Genomic DNA, 20,118 nt, shown 5'->3' with positions numbered 1-20,118 from the left:
GGATCTGACTCTAACGCCATCAGGAAGATTTGAAACTATCGGTTCATGAGGTTACATGATCACAAACGCGGTCTATGCAGCGACAGTCGTGTTGACGTTGATTGTTTTATCGACGAACCCGGCACAAGCTGAAGAGTGTGACGCGCAATGCCAGGCCGTGCGGAATGCCCAAGATCCGCTGGCTGATGTCAAAGCGGTCATGACGGACAACACGATCTCTTTCGGAACGGCGGACGAACAGACCGGGTATGGATTTCAAATTCAGCCAGTCTATTCCATCCCGACAGAGTACGGCTTCAACTTTATTGCGCGGGGGATAATTCCGATCGCCGGTGTCCACAATGGAGCCGCCGTCCCCCAGCTTGGTCCTAACCAGATTGGCGGAACCGGATACACCTGGGGACTGTCGGACGTCATCCTACAAGGATTTTTTGTCCCTCAAATCGAAGGATTGCCGATCAAGTTTGGCGTAGGTCCACAAGTCTCCCTACGATCCCGGACAGATAGTGTTGTGGGCGGCCCGGGTTGGGGCGCTGGATTAGCGGCTGTTGCTTTCGGATTCGCAGGAGATCTGTCTTATGGCGGGATTTTTGGCCACCACTGGGGGCAAAACAGCTTTAGCCTGTCGACCATCCAGCCAATCGTTTTTTACAACACACAATTTCTCGGCGGCTCATATTTTGGCTACAACAACTCAATCACCTACGACTGGAGTGCAAAAGCCGGAAACAGGTGGCAGGTGCCGGTTGGCTTAACAGTCGGCAAAACATTCGTGCTTGAGAGCGGAACCGCGATTGATGCAAATTTTGGTGGTTACGGTTTGGCAGCTCATCCAGAAGGCGGCGCCGATGCACAGTTCAAATTCGGTATTTCGGTGTTCTTCTGAGAACAGCTGGCGTAATAATTCTCCTATCCGACAGCAATTGGGAGTTTCATTAGCGATTGTCTCCGTGTAATGTCTAAAGGAATAAGCACTTGATCCAATTAGATAAAATGGAGACGCTTATGCGTTCTAAATCCCTTATTTGCATGACCCTTCTGGTTGTTTTTTCCTTCATCATTTCCGAACCCGCACTCGCCCATTCCGGCGGCGGATACGGCGGCGGCTTTGTCAGCGGATTTGTACATCCCATCCTCGGCTGGGATCATGTCGCTGCCATGATTGCCGTAGGCTTGTGGGGAGCCTTTTTGGGGGCGCCGTCAATCTGGATCCTTCCGGTCGTCTTTCCAATGGTTATGGCCTTCGGCGCCGTTCTTGGGATCCTGGGTGTGCCTGTCCCGGCCGTTGAAACCGGTATAGCGCTTTCCGCCGTGGTTCTCGGGCTCATGATCGCATTTGCGGTGAAAGCACCGATTTGGATGTCCGCAGTACTCGTTGGCCTTTTCGCGATCTTCCACGGCTATGCTCATGGCACTGAATTGCCAGCCACCGCGAATATCTTTGCCTATGCCGTCGGGTTTGTCATAGCAACAGGCATACTGCACATGATCGGGATTGCCTTTGGGCTTTTGGTCAAATGGCCAGCCGGGCGCGTTGCGGTGCGCGGCGCCGGCGGCGCGATTTCCCTCGCCGGTGTCGCGTTCCTAGTCGGCGCCGTTTGAAAATGAGAGCCGCCAGTCTTGGGATACTGGCCATATTGTGCCTCGCCACCCCAGCTGGTGCCCATAGCCCGGTGCCCGGGATTGAGGGCTTTTACCTCGGGCTTCTTCACCCAGTTTCGACCCCAGCTCAAGCACTGTTGATGCTTGGGCTCGGCCTTCTTACTGGTGGATTGGCAAAGAAGTCAGCGCGATGGCTGCTGATCGCCTTCTTTGTGGCAACCGGTGCTGGGCTGTTGTGGACAGGCGGCGTCCTGCCAGACATGGCGGCCTTTGCCGTCGCGACGCTGGCAAGCACATTGGCTGCTTTGGCCGCCGGCCGATTTTTTCCAGCTGTGGTAGCCTGTATTGTTCTCGGAGGATTGGTGGTTGGCGCGATGTCTGTCCCGGAAGACGGACTTTTCCGTGACCGGCTCATTACGATGGCCGGATCTTTCATAGGTGCAAACCTATTATTGCTCTACATTTCCGGATTGGTGATCATCGTGAAGGAGAGAGTATCACGACCCTGGACCCCAATTGCCTTGCGGGTTGCCGCAGCATGGGTCGCCGCTATTTCAGCGATGATGCTCGCCATCTATTTTGCGCCGACCCCATCTGTTGCAAGCCTTTGATCGAGATTGGACAGCTCTTATGCAAAACAACAAATTTGCGGATGCCCCAATGCCTCAGCAGGAACCTAGATGACCAGCTCCTCTCCTCCTGAAACGAGCTCTATGAACGAGCCTCCTCAACAATCCATTTTCCAGCGCATCATCCGCGAACCTCTTCTGCATTTTCTGCTTCTGGCGTCAGTCTTGTTTGCAGTTCAAGGATTTATCGGCAGTGATGAAAAAGAGCTGATCGTTGTTGATGCACAAGCTCAAAAATATCTCTTTAAACAGGAAGAGGATCTGCGCCTAAGGCCGCTCACTGAAGACGACCAACAACGGATAATCGAAACCTACATTGAGGAAGAAATCCTGGTTCGCGAGGCAAAAGCCCGCGGCTTTACCGACAGCTCCCGTATCCGCGCCCTACTTCTTCAAAACATGCGCTTTTTCATCGGCAGTGATGTGCCTGAACCGACGGAAGAGGATCTGCGCACGCACTTTGAAACCAACATTGCCGAATTCACCAGCCCGCCGAGCCTCGACCTGAACCATGTCATGTTCAATCATCCTGAAAGGGTTCCCGATGACATTCTTCAATCGCTCAACGAGGCGGAAGACGCATCTGAACTCGGTGATTTAGATACCCGTCTTGGCTATCACATGCGATACCTTGACCAACGGCGCCTCGTTGGTCTGTTTGGTGTTGAGACGGCCAAGGACCTTCTTTCTATACCGGTCGGAGACAACACATGGCGTGGGCCAATTGAGGCGCCCGATGGTACTTTGCATTTTTTGAGGGTCGCCAACCGAAATCTCCCACGTACGCCAGAGTTCGAAACAGCCAAGGATTGGATTTCAACCCATTGGTTATCGTCTAAAACACGTGAACTGCTAGACGCTTCGCTCGACAAAATGCGGCAGAACTATCGTATAGAAATCCAGCCGGCGGACATCAAAACCAATGGATAAATTCCGCTCTGGCTGCTTGATCCTAATTGTTGTTTTGGCTGGATTCTTGTGGCCTGCAGTTGCAGCCGCCCATACCCTTGGTGTCGACAAGGCAGAATTGATTGAAAGAGAGCCGGGCTCCTACGAACTGATTTCAAAGGTCCCGCCGCGCCTTGCCAGCTTGATCACGACACCAATTCTTCCGCAGCAATGTGCCTTTGACGGACCGCCACGCGGTGAAAGAGGTGCCTATCAAGTCCGGTTTAAGTTCACTTGCGCGACACCACTCACGGCCGACGATCAGCTCATCCTCCCCTGGAAACGCGAAGGGGCGCTCCTAACCGTCCAATGGCTTGACCAGACGCCGCTGACTAAATTGGTATCGCGGCAAGGCAATGCCATAATCATCGAACTGGAGGATTATCTTGCCGGATCCGGGTCTGTGCTGCGGGCGGCCAGCCGCTACACAAAGCTGGGCTTTGAACACATCCTGGAAGGGCTTGATCACCTACTGTTTGTCCTCGCGCTGATGATCGTTGTCAGGGATGGTTGGCGGCTGGTCAAAACCATCACCGCCTTCACTGTCGCACACAGTATCACGCTGGCTCTGGCCACATTTGGTTTCGTTAATCTGCCGAGCGCTCCTGTAGAAGCATCAATCGCCCTTTCTATCGTCTTCTTGTGTGTAGAGATCGTTCACGCTTCCAAGGGGCGAAAAAGCCTCACCTATGCGTATCCCTGGATTGTCGCCTTTGCCTTCGGCCTTTTGCACGGCCTTGGGTTTGCCGGTGCACTGTCCGAAATCGGTTTGCCACCGAATGAAATCCCGATTGCCTTGCTGTTTTTCAACGTTGGCGTCGAACTTGGCCAATTGGCCTTTGTCTTCGTGGTTCTTGTTGCGTTGAAACTGCTGGCAAATTTGCGGTTCGGGTTACCAAGTTGGGCCGAGCTCGTGCCGACCTATTTCATCGGAACCTTAGCGATGTATTGGACCATGGAACGCGCGGTAGCGATTGTTGGGCTCTAACTAATCGCCCCGAGCCGGAATTCATCCAGATGGTCTGTACAAGGATTTTGTTTAAGGTGCGACCAGATTTTCTGCACCAGCGGAGAGGTTGCATCCCGTTTGATATAGGCCCAGATCTCCAGTTTGGTGTCATAGCGGCCTTTTCCGGCCAGAACCAGCTCACCGGACTGTATCCGGTCATGCGCACTGCATCCTGGTAGCCAGGCCATCTTTTTTTCCAAGATCGCCAAGCGTTTCATGAACTCACATGTGTCGCTTTGAGACGTACAGACAAAGAGCGGTCCATGAGGTGAAATATTCGAAAAGAGGTAGTCTTCGATTTTGGCGAAATAACCGCCCTGACCGTAGCCGATGTATTCCAGACCACTGCGGGGTGGCCGGTCCGGGTCGAAAGCTGGTTCGCCATGCTCATTAACTGCAGTACAAAGATGCATAATGTCTTCCCCCAATTTGAGGAAGTCGAATTCATGGTGCTCAAAAAATACCGGTACCGATGGCTGAGAATAGAGCAGCACCATGTCCACCTTGCGATCCCGCAGCATCTCAATCATTTCATAGAAGTCATAGGTGTCGATCGACACCGAGAAATCTCCGCAAACCGCTTTGATCTGACGGAGCCATTCGGGGACAAAGCTGATGGCCAGAGTTGCCGCAGACGCCAGCCGGATATCTGGTGCCGTATTCAGGTTACGGCGCTGAAATTCAACACGGTTGAGCTCCAGCTCCTTCAACACGTTTTGCGCGGTATCTTGAAAGGTTTGACCCTCCGGTGTCAGCTTGACCGGGTAACTGCTGCGATCAAACAACTCGGCGCCCAGCCAGGTCTCCAGCGCCTTTATCCGCCGGCTGAAGGCCGACTGTGTGATATTGCGCTCAGCGGCGGCCTGGGAGAAATTTCCGCATTTGCTCAACACCAGAAAATCGGTCAGCCAGTTGGTATCCACGAAACGCGCTCCAGTCCCAAAATGCCAAAATTATAAGCACCGCAATAAACTATGCATTTTTTGCATAACAAGCCTGTTGGTTGAATTCAATCACTCGCGTTAAGCTTCCTCCGTGATCTCAATGCAGAACAACTGCTCACCTCATGAAGCAGAACTGCAATGACCATGCCGGTGTTTGCCGGCAATCCAAAATATTGTGTTGTTCCACAGGGGGAATGATCGTGAAAACATTTTCAACACTGAAGAGCATGTCTCTGGCAGCTCTTCTGGCAACATCTGTTGCGTTTCCGGTAATGGCGGCAACGCCGGCCGATACTTTCGTAATCGCCCGTAACACCGCGGATGCCATTACTCTCGATCCGGCAGAGTGCTTTGAATTTACCGGCAGCCGTATCGTTGCCAACCTCTACGAGCGCCTGTTCATGTTCGAGCCGGACAACCTGACCAAACTGGTCGGCGGCATTGCTGAATCCTATGAGTTCGCGGAAGACGGCAAGTCCATCACTGTCAAACTGCGTCCAGGTTTGACATTCCACTCAGGGAACCCGGTCACCGCGAACGATGTCGCCTATTCACTGTCACGCGCTGTGAAACTGGACAAGACCCCGGCGTTCATCATTAAGCAGATCGGCTGGACCGCAGACAACGTCGACAGCGCAGTGACTGCCGTTGACGATGGAACGGTCAAAATTGACATCCTGGCCGACCTATCTCCTGCGCTTGTTCTGAACCTTTTGTCGTCCAGCGTGGCGTCAATCGTGGACATGAAGGAAGTCCAGAAACACGAAGTCGATGGCGACATGGGATACGCTTGGCTGAAAGACCATTCAGCTGGCTCCGGCCCCTACAAGCTGAAAACCTGGAAAGCCAATGAACTGGTGATGCTGGACGCTTTCAGCGACTACCGTCATGGCGAACCGGCAATGAAGCGGGTTGTCATCCGCCACGTCGCCGAACCGTCTGCACAGCGCCTGCTCTTGGAAAAAGGCGATGTCGACGCAGCGATGGAGCTAACATCCGACCAACTTAAGGGCTTGGACGGCAATGCGGACGTTGCAGCACAGCAGTATCCAAAAGGGTACTTGATGTACCTGGCAACCAACATGGACCATCCGGTTCTGTCCAAACCGGAAGTCCGTGAAGCGCTGAACTACATCGTTGACTACAAAGGCATGACCGACACCATTTTGGACGGTCAGTACAAGATCCACCAGAGTTTCTGGCCATCCGGCATGTGGGCCGCCTCGCTCGAAACGCCGTACAGCTATAATCTCGACAAGGCCAAAGCTCTGATGGCTGATGCCGGTGTCGAGCCGGGCACAAAAATCACCATCGACACGCTCAACAAGTCACCGTTCAAGGAAGTGGCTCAGAACGTCCAGGCTGCCTTGAAAGAGGTCGGGATCGATTCTGAAATCATCCTGTCTGACGGCAAGACCTTGTGGCCGAAATACCGTGCCCGCAAGCATGAGTTGATCGTTGCCCGCTGGGGTCCGGACTATTCCGATCCGCACTCAAACGCTGACGCTTTTGCGCACAACCCGGACAACCGCTTTGAAGCCAAACTAACCGGCAAACTGACTTGGCGGAATGCTTGGGACGCGTCCGGTCTGACCGAGCTGACCAACCAAGCGGCTGCGGAATCCGATCCGGAAAAACGTGAGGCTATCTATGCGGAACTGCAACAGAAAGTGCGCGAAGACTCACCGTTCACTATCATGTTCCAGGCGATTGGCACCTTCGGCCAGCGCGCCAATGTTGATGGTTTCATCAACGGCGTGACATCCGATCAGGCCTACTACCGGACCGTGACGAAAAACTAAGACACATGTAACCGCCGGATGATCTTTGTTGATCGCCCGGCGGTTTGGTTATCACCTTGATGCCGCCCGCACTTTTGAACAGTGTGGGCGGTGTTTGGAGATGCAGTCGCGGTTTTCGTCCAGGCGCCTCTTTTAGGGGCAACTTTAAAAACCATGACTGTAATCAGGGCGGCGAACGACCGGCAGGACACCTGAATGACAGACAGTTCCACAGCGCAAAGTACAGCGGTGGATTTTAGCCCCTATCTGACAATTGCGAAGAAAGTCGGTGGGGGGCTTATGATGCTGGTCCTCACCTTCATCGGATTGACCGCGATCACATTTGTGATCGGACGGATTATGCCAAACGACCCCGTCGTCGCCATCGTAGGTGACCGGGCCTCCAAGGAAGTCTATGAGGCCATGTATCTCCAGCTGGGGCTCGATAAACCCATCTGGCAACAGTATCTCATCTTTCTGGGCAACATCCTACAGGGTGATTTCGGTAATTCGGTCATGACCACACGGCCAGTGATCGAAGACATCAAGCGCTTCTTCCCGGCAACATTGGAATTGGCCACGATTGCGACAATCGTCGGCATCATCATCGGCATTCCGGCGGGCGTTCTGGCGGCTGTTCGTCAAGGCAAACTGATCGATCATATCGTCCGCATTGTCGGTCTCTTGGGACACTCCATTCCGATTTTCTGGCTCGGCATGGTCGCCCTTCTGATTTTCTACGCCAAGCTGGATTGGGTTGCAGGTCCTGGCCGGATCGATTTCTTTTACGACGGCATCGTGGATCCGGTGACCGGAGTCATTCTGATTGACTCAGCCCTCGCAGGCGAATGGGACGTCTTTCACAACGCCGTTTCGCACATCATCCTGCCCGCCTCTATGCTGGCGATTTATTCACTTGCCTACATCTCCCGCATGACCCGATCTTTCATGCTCGACCAGCTCAATCAGGAATACGTTCTGACTGCGCGTGTCAAAGGCTTGAACGAGGGTGCCGTGATCTGGCACCACGCCTTCCGGAATGTTCTAGTGCAGCTGATCACCATTATCGGCCTCACCTATGCCAGTTTGCTAGAAGGATCTGTTCTAACCGAAACCGTCTTCGCCTGGCCCGGCATCGGACAGTACATCACCAATTCACTGTTTAATGCCGATATGAACGCCGTGATCGGCGGAACACTGGTTGTCGGAATTTCCTTCGTGTTCATCAACATGATGTCCGACATACTCTACCGAATTGTCGATCCGAGGGCGAAGTAATGTCAGATGTAACCCTCAAAACAAATACGGGACTGACCGCCTGGCTATTGGCGGATTTTCCCAAGAACGCGTTTCAGGCCAAGTGTCAGCGCGCCTATATCGGCTGGCTGTCATTTAAGACCAATCCGATTGCAATGCTCGGCCTCATCATCGTTTCCTTTCTGTGCCTGGTCGCCCTGTTCGCGCCCTGGATTGCCGGTGGCGATGGTGTTGCACAGGATCTGCCCAACCGCCTGCAGCCACCGAGTGCAGAGCACTGGTTCGGTACGGATGAACTTGGCCGTGATGTCTTTGCCCGAATTGTCTGGGGCTCCCGAGTGACGCTTTACATCATCTTCCTTGTGTCGATCATTGTCATGCCGATCGGCCTGATCGTTGGCACAGCGTCTGGCTTGCTCGGCGGTGTCGTGGACAAGGTCTTGATGCGGATCACTGACATATTCCTAGCCTTCCCACGCTTGATCCTAGCACTCGCTTTTGTCGCCGTCCTCGGACCGGGTCTTGAGAACGCTGTCCTGGCCATCGCGCTCACCACATGGTCACCTTATGCACGTCTGGCGCGCGCGGAAACCCTGACTTTGCGCAGCAGTGAATACATCATGGCCGCCGAGATCATGGGGGCTTCACGGATCCGCATCCTGTTCTCTCACATCATGCCCATGTGCCTGTCTTCGACAATTGTCCGCCTGACGCTCGATATGGCCGGGATCATTCTGACCGCTGCCGGCCTTGGCTTCCTCGGATTGGGTGCACAGCCACCACTTGCCGAATGGGGGGCGATGATCGCGACCGGCCGCGATTATCTCTTGGATCAATGGTGGGTGCCGACCATCCCCGGAATTGCTATCCTTGTGGTCTCTCTCGGGTTTAACCTGCTCGGTGATGGCCTCAGAGATGTGCTCGATCCGCGCAATTCGGGAGGGCATTGATCATGAACGAGATTGTCCATCCGATGCCGACGCCTGAAGCACAAAATACGTCACCGTTGATATCCGTCCGCGATCTTCACGTCCGTTTTTCAACGCCCAAAGGCCCGGTTCACGCGGTTCGGGGTGTTAGTTTCGATCTTGGCCGGGAGCGGCTCGGAATTGTCGGGGAATCCGGTTCCGGCAAATCCCAGACCGGCCGCGCGCTACTCAGGCTGACCGCTGGGAACGGCTCGATCGATGCCAGCCAGATGACCTTCGACGGTATGGATCTGATGAAGGCGAATGAAAAGACCATGCGGTCCATTCGCGGCTCGCGCATTTCTATGATCATGCAGGATCCGAAGTATTCGCTAAATCCTGTGATGACCGTTGGCGCCCAGATCGCAGAGAGCTGCCGCAAACACGAAAACGTTTCTAAGGCAGAAGCACGGCAACGTGCCTTGGCCATGCTTGAAACCGTGCGTATCCGAGAGCCGGATAAGGTTTACAATCTTTATCCGCACCAGGTTTCCGGCGGCATGGGCCAGCGCATCATGATCGCTATGATGCTGATCACCAACCCACAGGTGATGATTGCAGATGAACCTACATCTGCTCTCGACGTCACGGTTCAGATGCAGGTTCTAGCACTGCTGGATGACATGGTCCGCGAACGCGGTATGGGTCTAGTCCTGATCAGCCATGACCTGCATCTGGTCTCCAGCTTTTGCGACCGGGTTCTGGTGATGTATGGCGGCAGGATCATGGAAAGTCTGGATGCCAAACATCTCGAAAAGGCGCAACACCCCTATACAAAAGGGCTTCTCAATTGTCTGCCGCAACTGGATGGCAAACACGATGACCTACCCGTCCTGAAACGTGACCCGTCCTGGATGACCGGCGAAAACCAGGCCGATGGAGTATTGCGCTGATGATCGAGATCCAGAATTTGGACATCGTGTTCGGGCATAAAGGCGCCGAAATCCACGCTGTCAAAAACGCAGCTCTCAATGTGCCGGAAGGCGAGAGCTACGGCCTCGTCGGCGAATCCGGCTCCGGCAAATCAACGATCCTACGCGCCATGGTCGGCATCGTTCCGCACTGGAGCGGCACAATCAAGATTGACGGCACACAGCTGGAGCACAAACGCTCCATTGCCTCGCGCAAACACATGCAGATGGTATTTCAGGATCCCTATGGCTCTCTGCACCCGCGCAAAACTGTGAACGATACGCTCAGCGAACCGCTGGCCATTCATGGTTTGGACAATCGGGATGAGCGGATCATCCGCATCCTGAACGAGGTGGGCCTCGGGCCGGAATTCCGTTTCCGCTACCCACACCAACTTTCCGGAGGCCAGCGCCAGCGTGTCGCCATTGCCCGGGCGCTGATCCTGGAACCCAGGGTTCTGTTGTTGGATGAGCCGACCAGCGCGCTTGATGTGTCGGTCCAGGCGGAAATCCTGAACCTTCTATCAGATCTCCGCCGCAAACATGGATTGACCTATTTGATGGTCAGCCATGATCTTGCAGTGGTCGGGCACCTGTGCAGCAAAATTGCAGTGATGAACCGGGGGGAAATCATCGAGGAAATCACCGAAGACCAAATGCGCTCCGGTGATGTCACGCATGAGTACACCCGCCAACTCTGGACTGCCTCGCATGGCTACAGCCGCGAAGCCTTGCAGAATTTCAAGGAGTTCGCCTAGCTTTCAGGCGAACTCTTAATCTAAGCGAGTTCAAGCACCTTCTCCTGTTGCCGCGTATCAGCACAGCGGCGCCCGGATTTCTGCGCTTGTCCGGCGACATAAACCTCCTCAATTGAGCGGTCGTCGCCAAGCATTTGCAGGATAAAGAGCTCCTCGGACAATGTGGATGCCCGCTCCATCCTGAGCGCCATGGCATCGGTCGCTCTGGAATTCAGAACAACAATATCAGCCTCTGTTCCCACATCGAGCGAGCCGATCTTGTCTTCCAGACCAAGCGCCACCGCATTGCCGCGGGTCATCCAGTGGAAAGCACGCAGCGGATGAAGCTTCTGGTCCTGAAGCTGCAGGATCTTGTATCCCTCGTTCAGCGTTTGCAGCATGGAGTAGCTGGTCCCGGCACCAATATCAGTCGCAATGGCACTGACAATCCCATTCTCACGCATCTTCTCTTCGTTGAAGAGGCCGCTGCCCAGGAACAGGTTTGAGGTCGGACAGAACACAGGCCGGGAGCCGGTTTCAGCCATCACGGCAATTTCCCGAGGTTCCAGATGGATCGAGTGGCCGAGCAGCATCTTATCACTCAAAAGGCCATAGTTCTGGTAGACATCGAGATAATCGCGTGCCCAGGGATAAAGCTCCAGGGTGTAAGCAATCTCGTTCTTGTTTTCAGACAAATGCGTCTGCACGAAACAGTCCGAATGCTCAGCGGCCAAAGCCCCCGCCATTTCCATTTGCTCCGGCGTTGACGTGATTGCAAACCGCGGTGTGATTGCATAGCTCGCCCGGCCTTTACCGTGCCACTTGGCAATCAATTCCTTGGTGTCGTCATAGCCGCTTTTTGGGGTGTCTCGCAGGCCGTCCGGAGCGTTGCGGTCCATCAGAACCTTGCCGCCGATCACCCGCATATTGCGCTGTTCGGCCTCTTCAAAATAAGCATTTGCCGAGCCCTTATGGACCGAACAATAGGCAACCGAGGTGGTGGTGCCGTGATTGGTCAGAAGATCGAAGAACCGGCAGGCCATCGACGCGGCGTGACCTTCATCGGCAAAGCGGGTTTCCTCTGGAAACGTGTAGGTGTTCAGCCAATCAAGAAGCTGCGCGCCCCAAGACGCAATCACCTGCACTTGAGGAAAATGAATGTGCGTATCGATGAACCCGGCCATTATAAGATGCGGCCGGTGGTCGACAATTTCGACACCCGTGGCATCTGCGATCAGATCGCTGAATTCGCCGCGGGCAACGATATGCCCGTTTTCAACAAGGAGCGCCCCATCCTCGGTGTAATCATAGGAGGACGTGTCCTCCGCGCTTTGAGGCTCTGAATTAAAGGTCAGAAGGCGGCCACGGAGCATCAAACGGTCAGAGTGCATGGTCACAGCATCCTATTTTCGTTTTTGTCGGGGCGGCCAAGCCGCCCCGTCGGGTGTTTGGATTTAAGTTGTTATTCGCCCGGAGTGGCCTGCGGCTGCACAAGACCATCCGTTTCCGGAACAATCGCCTCTTCCTTGTGGAAGATCGGATAGATGACCAGGAACGCAGCCGCGATCAGGTATCCAAGGCTAACGGCACCGAATTCCGGCATATGCAGCGTCGCAGAATGAACCACGCCAACCGACGACATCACAAAGGCGGCGAATGCAAATCCTGCAGCGATCCGGAACTTGCCATCGATGACACTGGCGACAATCGCGCCCCAAATCAGGCCGGTAAGGATCGCGCCCTGGCTGAGCGCCAGATGACCGGCATAATGCGCGCCTTGCTGCAACAGCGCGGCGGTCAACTCTGGAGAGCCGAGCGGCAAAACCTCCTGCGCACCGGTTGCATTGAGCGCCCCCATCAAAGACCCCCACTTGATGACCAGGAACGCCGACACATGCGGCATCATTGCGATAGTGACAGCCGCCATGTGCTCAACCTTAACGGCGTGAGCCGTGTTGGTGATCAGGCTAAGCGCGACAAACACCAGAACCGGAGCAGCAGCGGCAACCGGGATTAGATTGCTCAAAAAGGCCAGGAAGCCGAACAGGGCTGCGAGCGGAATGACAATCCCGACACCGATGATGTAGCCGGAATGCGCACCCATGCGCTTGTAGGCGGGATGACCGATGTAAGCGGTGGTCGGGAACGGCGAGCCGAATAGAGCACCGATCATAGTACCGGCACCATCGGTGATCTGGCAGGCAGCAACCGGGTAGTGATCACCAGAAGCTTCCGCGCTTTCCACGTTGTTCATTGTTTCGATGAAGTTGTAGATCTGCACCGGAACCAGAACCAGGAACAGCTCCGGATGTGCAAAGAGGTGCTGGATACCGGCGATCAGGTCACCAAAGTATGGCAGCGGCGGATAAAAGCCCACGCCTTCGAAGCTGAACGACGACTGGCCAATCATCAGCGCGACAGCAGTACCAATGATGAGCGCGAGCAGGCCTGCCGGAATATTGAACGGCAAACGGAACCGGCCAACCAGACCCCATAGGATGATGATCATCGAGGCAAAACCGATGAATGGGTTTTCAAAGACCGTCGCCAGCGGAACCGTGCCGATGAAGACAAGCGCAATGCCGCACAAAGTGCCGAGCATCCCGGCACGTGGCGTGACCTTCTTCAGCCATGGCCCAATGATGGCACCAAGAGCTGCAACAATACCGCCAAGGAAACCGGCACCGATGCCCACCTGCCACGCAAGAACCGGATCGTTTGTCGACCAATAGATCGGCCCAATCACGCCGAAGAGATAGACGAACATCACCGGTGTGGAGATACCGTAAGGCAGCGCCGTAACGTCGCGGCCATGTTCGGCAGCAGCACGCCGAGCCAGCAGCACATAGACCGCGACACCGGCCAGGATAGCTACTGCTGCCCCCGGAACGATGCGTCCGTAGACGATCTCGGCAGGCATTTGGAAGACAAACTGACAGATGCCACCAAGCACCATCAGATTGACAAGGTTGTCGGTGAACAGGGCCCAAAAGGCGCTGAAATCGCCTCTTGAAAACAATTTATAGTCGAAGCTCCCAACCCGCATACCGGGTCTCCTTTCCGTCAAAAAGACACACTTCACCTCTCCTCAGGCGCAGTGAGCCTTGTGATTTACTGCGCGGCTTCCAGCAGCGCAGCTTCCTCCCTGCTGACTGAGACCTGCTGATCCGCGGTCAGAGCGGTCAACACCTCAGCAGCGACAAATGAAGCGATGATTTCCGGCCTTTTGTCCCGGCTGGCAGTTGCCCCGATGGGACAGGTCAGCAGGTCAATGGTCAGACCGTTACAATGGGTCCAGCACCAGGAACGCAACTTGGCGCGTTTGGTGTCGGATCCGATCATGCCGACATAAGCGGCAGTCCCGAGTTCAAGGGCAGCGGACGTCAGCAAAAAGTCGAGCCCATGGTCATGTGTCAGCACGATAAATGCGCTGTTCGGCGGTGCGTTGAACACATCCACTTCTGGAAGCGCCCGCAGCCGCTTCTCGACCACAGCTTCGCACTTCTGCAATTCTTCCTGGCGCATATCGACCAGAATGCACTTCACCGGCGCATGCTGCAGCACATTGGCAAGGGCACGCCCGACATGCCCGGCACCCATGATGTAAACATGCGGCTGATCGTTTTCTTCTGCCCGGATCCGCTGCAAAGCTTCCCGGCGGTCTTGAGTGTGCATGCGGGTCAAGCGCAGGCTGACATGCCCGCCGCAGCATTGGCCGATTTCCGGTCCCAAAGGAACATCAAGAGTTTCGGCAAGTTTGTTGCCATCAAGCATGGCACGGCCGCGTTCGATGGCAATCTGCTCGAGCCGCCCGCCACCGATTGTGCCCCAAAGCACGGTTGGCGCAACGAACATCTCGGTCCCTGCTTCGCGCGGCGAAGAACCACGAACAGCTGTCAGTTCGACGCGGATGATCGCGCTTTCTGCATCAAAAAACGCGGCCGCCTGGGCAGAAAGCGCAGTCATGATGCTATCCTTTCGACTTCAACCGCTCAACGGCGAGCAAGACACGTTCCGGGGTCGCCGGTGCGTCCAAGCGTGGGCATTCCCGGTAATCGGCAACACTGGCAACCGCCATCGACAGGGCTTCCAGAACGGACACGCCGAGCATAAACGGCGGCTCACCAACGGCTTTCGAACGTTTGATGGTCAGTTCACGGTTTTCCGACCAATCGGCCAGGTTGACGTTGAAAGTGCGCGGCCGGTCGGAAGCCAGCGGGATCTTGTAGGTTGACGGGGCATGGGTGCGCAGACGCCCTGCCTTGTCCCACCACAGTTCCTCAGTGGTCAGCCAACCCATGCCTTGAATGAACGCACCTTCAATCTGCCCCTTGTCGAGGATCGGGTTCAGCGACCGGCCGACATCATGCAAAATGTCCGTCTGCTCGACCCGGTATTCGCCTGTCAGCGTATCAATGGAAACTTCCGAGCAGGATGCGCCATAGGCGTAGTAATAGAACGGACGCCCTTTACCAGTTGCCCGGTCCCAGTGAATTTTCGGGGTCTTGTAGAAGCCGGCAGCAGACAGATGCACCCGCGCCATGTAGGCCTTGCGCACAAGATCATCGAAGGACACGATCTCTTGGCCGACTTGGACGGCATTGTTGCGGAAGGAAACCGTATCCGGCTCGACACCCCAATGTTCAGCCGCAAAGGCTACCAGACGGGCTTTCAGCTGTTCGGCAGCATCCAGAGCCGCCATACCGTTCAGGTCTGTCCCGGAAGACGCTGCTGTCGCAGATGTGTTCGGCACCTTCTCGGTCGTCGTTTTGGTGATCTTGATACGTTCAAAATCAACCTGAAGAGCATCGGCCACCACTTGGGTGATCTTGGTATTCAGCCCCTGGCCCATCTCCGTGCCACCATGGTTCAGGTGGATGGAGCCGTCGTTGTAGATATGGATCAGCGCACCGGCCTGATTGTACCAGGTCGCGGTAAAGGAGATGCCGAACTTCACCGGCGTCAGCGCAATGCCTTTTTTGATGATCGAAGACGTCTTGTTGAAGTCAATGATCGCGGCGCGCCTGGCTTGATATTCCGCATTCTCTTCAAGTTCGGCAATCAGCCGCGGCAGGATGTTGTCTTCGACCTCCTGATGATAGGGGGTCAGGTTGCGGCCGTCAGACGCATCACCATAGAAATTCGCCTTGCGGACTTCGAGAGGGTCCTTGCCAAGCGCATAGGCAATCTCTTCGATCATGCGTTCGGCGGCAACCACGCCCTGAGGACCTCCGAACCCGCGAAACGCCGTATTCGAAACCGTGTTGGTTTTCATCGGCCGGCTGCGCAGGCGGACATGCGGATAATAGTAGGCATTGTCGGCGTGAAACAGAGCCCGGTCGGTGACAGGACCTGACAGATCGGCAGAATACCCACAGCGCGCGGCAAAGACACCGTCGACAGCCTCGATGCGGCCGTCACCATCAAAGGCAACGTCATAATCAACGACGAAGTCGTGGCGTTTGCCGGTCGCGGTCATGTCCTGGTCGCGGTCAGGCCGGATTTTTACTGGGCAGTTCCACTTCTTGGCAGCCACCGCAGCCACAGCGGCAAAGAGGTTCATCTGGCTTTCTTTGCCGCCGAACCCGCCGCCCATGCGCCGGACATTGACCGTGACAGCATTCGACGGCACACCCAACACATGAGCCACCATATGCTGGGCCTCACTCGGATGCTGGGTCGAACAATGCACGATGACGTCGTCGTCCTCGCCGGGCAGAGCAAAGGCAATCTGCCCCTCCAGATACATGTGATCCTGACCACCGATCTGCATCTGCCCCGAGATCCGGTTTTCAGCCGCTTTAAATGCCGGATCGATCGCTCCGCGCTCCAGTTTCAACGGAGCGGTGACAAATGGATGACCGGCTTCTTGTGCTTCGACAGGATCCAGTGCGTGCGGAAGCACGTCGTATTCAATGGCGGCCAGTTCAGCAGCGCGGCGGGCCGCATTGCGGCTTTCGGCGACAACCGCAAACAGTGGCTGACCATGAAACTCCGTCTTTTCCGTCGGGAAAACCGGCTCATCTTTCAAGCCGGTTGGGCTGATGTCGTTGACGCCTGGAATATCTTCCGCGGTCAACACACCAACTACACCTGGCGCAGCCAGAACAGCTGCCAAATCCATCGACTTGATAAGACCATGGGCGACGGTCGAGACACCCAGGTAAGCATGTAGCGTGCCTTGTGGCTCACCAATGTCGTCGCAATATTCTGCCTGACCGGTGACATGTTTTTCCGCACTGTCGTGCCGGCGATTGGTATGCACGGCGCCGCTAACGGTCTGAGCTGCTTCTGTGATTTTATCGTGTTTCATGGATTTCTCGTCATCAGGCGGACAGCAGATCAACCGGCTCAGCGGTCTGGTCATCATGGGCAAGGAAGAAACGTTGCAGCAGGTTGCGCGCAACCGTGATCCGGTACTGAGCGGACGCCCGCCAATCCGAAAGCGGCTGGAAGTCGACCTCAAGCGCTTTGCCCGCGGCTGCAAAAGTCGCTGCATTCCAGGGTTGGCCGATCAAGACCGCTTCGGCAGCCGCCGCTCTCTTCGGTGTTCCGGCCATGCCGCCAAATGCCAATCGGGCTGCGGTGACTATCCCGTTTTCAACCGTTACATTGAAACCGGCGGCAACCGAAGAAATATCCTCGTCCCGGCGTTTTGAAATCTTGTAGGCGTCATGACGCTGATTGGCTTTCGGACGCGGAATTGTGATTGCTTCGACAAATTCCCCCGGCGCCCGATCTTGTTTGCCGTATTCAATGAAGAAATCTTCCAGTGGCAGCGTCCGCTGTGTCTTGCCTTTACGAAGTGTGATTTCTGCTTCAAGTGCAATCAACACTGGTGGCGTGTCGCCGATCGGCGAACCATTGGCGATATTGCCGCCGATCGTGCCCATATTGCGAACCTGTTGACCGGCGATCCGGTCCCAATACGCCTCCAGATGGGGGAATGCTGTGCGAATGTTGTCTTGGGCTTCGGTGTACGTGACCCCTGCCCCGATCTCGAGTGCAGTCTCAGTCAGGTTGATCGACTTCAGCTCTTCCAGATGCGCAATGAAAACCGCCGGGCTAATTGGGCGCATGAATTTGGTGACCCACAGGCCAACATCCGTCGAGCCAGCAACAATTGTCGCTTCCGGCCACTCAGCCAGTACGTCGGCAAGGTCCGCAACACTCGCCGGGACAATCGCTCGGTTATCTTCAGGGCCACAGACCACCCGCAGGCCGTCATTGAGATCGGCCAAACGCTGGGAAATTGTGTCTCGCTCGGCATTCAGAAAATCTTTGGCGGGCGTTCCGTATTGATTGGCTGCCATCGCCGCGGCAATGATTGGCTGGTAACCGGTGCAGCGGCAGAGATTTCCCTGGATCGCCGTTTCAACTTGAGTTTCCGTTGGCTCCGGATTTCCCATCCAGAGCGCATAGAGCGACATGATGAACCCTGGTGTACAGAACCCGCATTGGCTGCCGTGAAAATCGACCATTGCCTGCTGGATCGGATGAAGCTGACCTGCTTCCCCTTTCAGATGTTCGATCGTCACCACATGACAGCCGTCGAGCGAGGCCACAAACCGGATACAGGCATTGACGGTTTCATAGATCAGCTGGCCGTCAAGGAGCCGCCCAACAAGAACCGTACACGCCCCGCAATCGCCTTCCGCGCAGCCTTCCTTCGTTCCAGTCAGGCGGCGTTCCAATCTCAGAAAGTCGAGTAGTGTGGCATCAGCTTCAACATCGCGGACCGCCACATCACGGCCGTTCAATAGAAACCGAATTTCATTGCGCTGGTTCATCACGTCCTCAAGTGCTCTCATCTCACTAAGGACCGTACTTCTACGCAGTCTTGCGAAAAATCAGGCGAATCCGGAAATTCTTTCAACAGATCATTGAAAATACCCGTGCGATACTCTGCAAAAAAGCGGCTAGTCCCCAATTGGGAACAAATGCCAAACACGTGCAAAAACAATGAGAAACCGAGCAACGGAGACTGATCATGGCCTATCTGGAAAGCCTGCGTGTATTCACACGTGTGGTGGAACTTGGCAGCATCACTGCTGGTGGCCGTGACCTTAGAATGACACCTGCTGTCGCCAGCAAGCGCATCAAGGAGCTGGAAAAGCATCTTGGCGCACGGCTGTTCAACCGGACCACCCGGTCTTTGACTCCAACGGAAGTCGGCAAAGTTTTTTACGAACACGCGCTCAAAGCGCTGCAGTCCATCGACGATGCGGAGGCGGCAGTTGCGAGTTTCTCCGACATGCCGCGCGGGGTTCTGCGAGTCACCGCACCGCTGGGTGCCGGCCGGCGCATTATCTCGCCACTGGTGCCAAGGTTCGTCGAACAGTTCCCGGCAACGGAAGTCCACATGCGGCTCTCTGACCGCAAAGTCGACATTCTATCTGATGGCCTGGATGTCGCCTTTTTCATCGGCACACCGGAGGACTCCAATCTCAAGCTGAGAAAAATCGCTGACTGTCCGCGCGTGGTCTGTGCTGCGCCCGACTACCTCAAAAAACATGGCACACCGCAGACGCCCGACGATCTGTTGAGCGAGCAGCACAACTGTCTGCTCCTGCGTTATCCGCATTCGCCAGAATATTTTTGGGTTTTACAGACAGCGGACGGACCGAAGAAACTCCAGGTATCCGGAAAATACGATGCCGATCACAGCGATGTTCTGACCGATTGGGCGCTCAATGGTTACGGGATCGTCAACAAACCCCGGTTTGATGTTGCCGAACATCTGCGCAATGGCGACTTAGTCGAAATTCTGACCGAGACACCGCCGCCGCCTACCATTTTCGGATGTCTTTATCCGCACCGGCGGCTGCAGGATCCGAAGATCCGGCATTTTGTCGACTTCATCATCAAACATACCGACATCGGGCCCGGTGCTAGTTGACCCATGATGAAAAAACACGGCTCTGACCAATCAGTCGGTCAGAGCCCAAGTACCGCTTAGCTGCCGCGGTAGGTCGAGTAACTGAACGGCGAAACCAACAGCGGCACATGATAATGCGCCTCTTCCGACATGCCAAAACGCAGTGGCACTACGTCCAAAAACTTTGGCTCCGGCAGATCAATACCAGCAGCATCAAAATAGGCGCCGACATGGAATTCGAGTTCATAGGTACCGGTCTTGAACTCGTCTGCCGGAAGGATATGACTGTCCGTCCGCCCATCATCATTGGTCACCAGACTGCGGATAAAAACCCGTTCTGTTGCTGTGATCATATAAAGGTCGATTTTGATGCCCTTGCCCGGACAGCCCTGGGCGGTGTCGAGAACATGGGTCGTAAGGTATCCAGCCATCTGGCGCTCCTGAAAAATCCGTT

At 55.3% G+C, this 20,118-nt stretch carries 18 protein-coding genes; 11 read left to right on the top strand and 7 right to left on the bottom strand.

What is annotated here, in order from left to right:
- The first annotated feature begins 55 nt into the window (after positions 1-55).
- The 5 genes from ACOOFE_RS03795 to ACOOFE_RS03775 all read left to right on the top strand — a co-directional run bounded on the left by ACOOFE_RS03795 (position 56) and on the right by ACOOFE_RS03775 (position 4,167).
- Complete coding sequence (locus tag ACOOFE_RS03795; protein WP_420413722.1) at positions 56-886, top strand: hypothetical protein; 831 nt, start codon at positions 56-58, stop codon at positions 884-886.
- Positions 887-1,005: 119 nt separating this feature from the next.
- Positions 1,006-1,602: a HupE/UreJ family protein gene (locus ACOOFE_RS03790; RefSeq protein WP_420413721.1), complete on the top strand. Its 597-nt coding sequence runs from the start codon at positions 1,006-1,008 to the stop codon at positions 1,600-1,602.
- 2 nt (positions 1,603-1,604) lie between these two features.
- Positions 1,605-2,213, top strand: a complete 609-nt coding sequence (locus ACOOFE_RS03785) for a hypothetical protein (RefSeq protein ID WP_420413720.1) — start codon at positions 1,605-1,607, stop codon at positions 2,211-2,213.
- 69 nt (positions 2,214-2,282) lie between these two features.
- Positions 2,283-3,161 carry a peptidyl-prolyl cis-trans isomerase gene (locus ACOOFE_RS03780; RefSeq protein ID WP_420413719.1) on the top strand — a complete coding sequence of 293 codons (879 nt, stop codon included), beginning with the start codon at positions 2,283-2,285 and terminating at the stop codon, positions 3,159-3,161.
- Positions 3,154-4,167 carry a HupE/UreJ family protein gene (locus tag ACOOFE_RS03775; RefSeq protein WP_420413718.1) on the top strand — a complete coding sequence of 338 codons (1,014 nt, stop codon included), beginning with the start codon at positions 3,154-3,156 and terminating at the stop codon, positions 4,165-4,167. Before ACOOFE_RS03780 ends, ACOOFE_RS03775 begins: the two co-directional genes overlap by 8 nt.
- Here the strand turns inward: ACOOFE_RS03775 and ACOOFE_RS03770 are convergent.
- A complete protein-coding gene (locus tag ACOOFE_RS03770) occupies positions 4,164-5,111 on the bottom strand; it encodes a LysR family transcriptional regulator (RefSeq protein WP_420413717.1) in 948 nt (315 codons plus the stop codon). The genes ACOOFE_RS03775 and ACOOFE_RS03770 overlap by 4 nt on opposite strands.
- 221 nt (positions 5,112-5,332) lie before the next feature.
- Between ACOOFE_RS03770 and ACOOFE_RS03765 the strand changes: the two genes are divergently transcribed.
- The 5 genes from ACOOFE_RS03765 to ACOOFE_RS03745 all read left to right on the top strand — a co-directional run bounded on the left by ACOOFE_RS03765 (position 5,333) and on the right by ACOOFE_RS03745 (position 10,807).
- Positions 5,333-6,934 (top strand): ABC transporter substrate-binding protein, encoded by a 1,602-nt coding sequence (locus ACOOFE_RS03765; RefSeq protein ID WP_420413716.1) that lies wholly within the window; start codon positions 5,333-5,335, stop codon positions 6,932-6,934.
- Positions 6,935-7,129: 195 nt separating this feature from the next.
- Positions 7,130-8,191, top strand: a complete 1,062-nt coding sequence (locus ACOOFE_RS03760) for an ABC transporter permease (RefSeq protein ID WP_420413715.1) — start codon at positions 7,130-7,132, stop codon at positions 8,189-8,191.
- Positions 8,191-9,120, top strand: a complete 930-nt coding sequence (locus ACOOFE_RS03755; RefSeq protein ID WP_420413714.1) for an ABC transporter permease — start codon at positions 8,191-8,193, stop codon at positions 9,118-9,120. Before ACOOFE_RS03760 ends, ACOOFE_RS03755 begins: the two co-directional genes overlap by 1 nt.
- 2 nt (positions 9,121-9,122) lie before the next feature.
- Positions 9,123-10,031 carry an ABC transporter ATP-binding protein gene (locus ACOOFE_RS03750; protein WP_420413713.1) on the top strand — a complete coding sequence of 303 codons (909 nt, stop codon included), beginning with the start codon at positions 9,123-9,125 and terminating at the stop codon, positions 10,029-10,031.
- Entirely contained in the window at positions 10,022-10,807 is a 786-nt protein-coding gene (locus ACOOFE_RS03745) for an ABC transporter ATP-binding protein (RefSeq protein WP_420415539.1), read from the top strand. The genes ACOOFE_RS03750 and ACOOFE_RS03745 overlap by 10 nt, the downstream gene beginning before the upstream one ends.
- A gap of 20 nt (positions 10,808-10,827) precedes the next feature.
- On the opposite strand, the gene guaD is transcribed toward ACOOFE_RS03745, so the two are convergent.
- The 5 genes from guaD to xdhA form a co-directional block, all read right to left on the bottom strand.
- Positions 10,828-12,177 (bottom strand): guanine deaminase, encoded by a 1,350-nt coding sequence (guaD, locus tag ACOOFE_RS03740; protein ID WP_420413712.1) that lies wholly within the window; start codon positions 12,175-12,177, stop codon positions 10,828-10,830.
- A 71-nt stretch (positions 12,178-12,248) separates the two neighbouring features.
- A complete protein-coding gene (locus tag ACOOFE_RS03735) occupies positions 12,249-13,832 on the bottom strand; it encodes a xanthine/uracil/vitamin C permease (RefSeq protein WP_420413711.1) in 1,584 nt (527 codons plus the stop codon).
- Positions 13,833-13,897: 65 nt separating this feature from the next.
- Positions 13,898-14,752: a xanthine dehydrogenase accessory protein XdhC gene (gene xdhC, locus ACOOFE_RS03730; protein ID WP_420413710.1), complete on the bottom strand. Its 855-nt coding sequence runs from the start codon at positions 14,750-14,752 to the stop codon at positions 13,898-13,900.
- A gap of 4 nt (positions 14,753-14,756) precedes the next feature.
- On the bottom strand, positions 14,757-17,099 hold the full coding sequence (gene xdhB, locus ACOOFE_RS03725; protein WP_420413709.1) for a xanthine dehydrogenase molybdopterin binding subunit: 2,343 nt from the start codon (positions 17,097-17,099) through the stop codon (positions 14,757-14,759).
- Between the two features lie 13 nt (positions 17,100-17,112).
- Positions 17,113-18,576, bottom strand: coding sequence for a xanthine dehydrogenase small subunit (gene xdhA, locus ACOOFE_RS03720; RefSeq protein ID WP_420413708.1), 1,464 nt, complete (start codon positions 18,574-18,576; stop codon positions 17,113-17,115).
- Between the two features lie 200 nt (positions 18,577-18,776).
- On the opposite strand from xdhA, the gene ACOOFE_RS03715 reads away from it, so the two are divergent.
- Complete coding sequence (locus ACOOFE_RS03715; protein ID WP_420413707.1) at positions 18,777-19,685, top strand: LysR substrate-binding domain-containing protein; 909 nt, start codon at positions 18,777-18,779, stop codon at positions 19,683-19,685.
- A gap of 56 nt (positions 19,686-19,741) precedes the next feature.
- On the opposite strand, the gene uraH is transcribed toward ACOOFE_RS03715, so the two are convergent.
- On the bottom strand, positions 19,742-20,095 hold the full coding sequence (gene uraH / locus ACOOFE_RS03710; protein WP_420413706.1) for a hydroxyisourate hydrolase: 354 nt from the start codon (positions 20,093-20,095) through the stop codon (positions 19,742-19,744).
- Positions 20,096-20,118 lie beyond the last annotated feature (23 nt).

This window comes from Roseibium sp., from assembly GCF_965216085.1.
Taxonomy (GTDB): Bacteria; Pseudomonadota; Alphaproteobacteria; order Rhizobiales; family Stappiaceae; genus Roseibium.
This window is presented reverse-complemented; position numbering and strand designations above follow the sequence as displayed.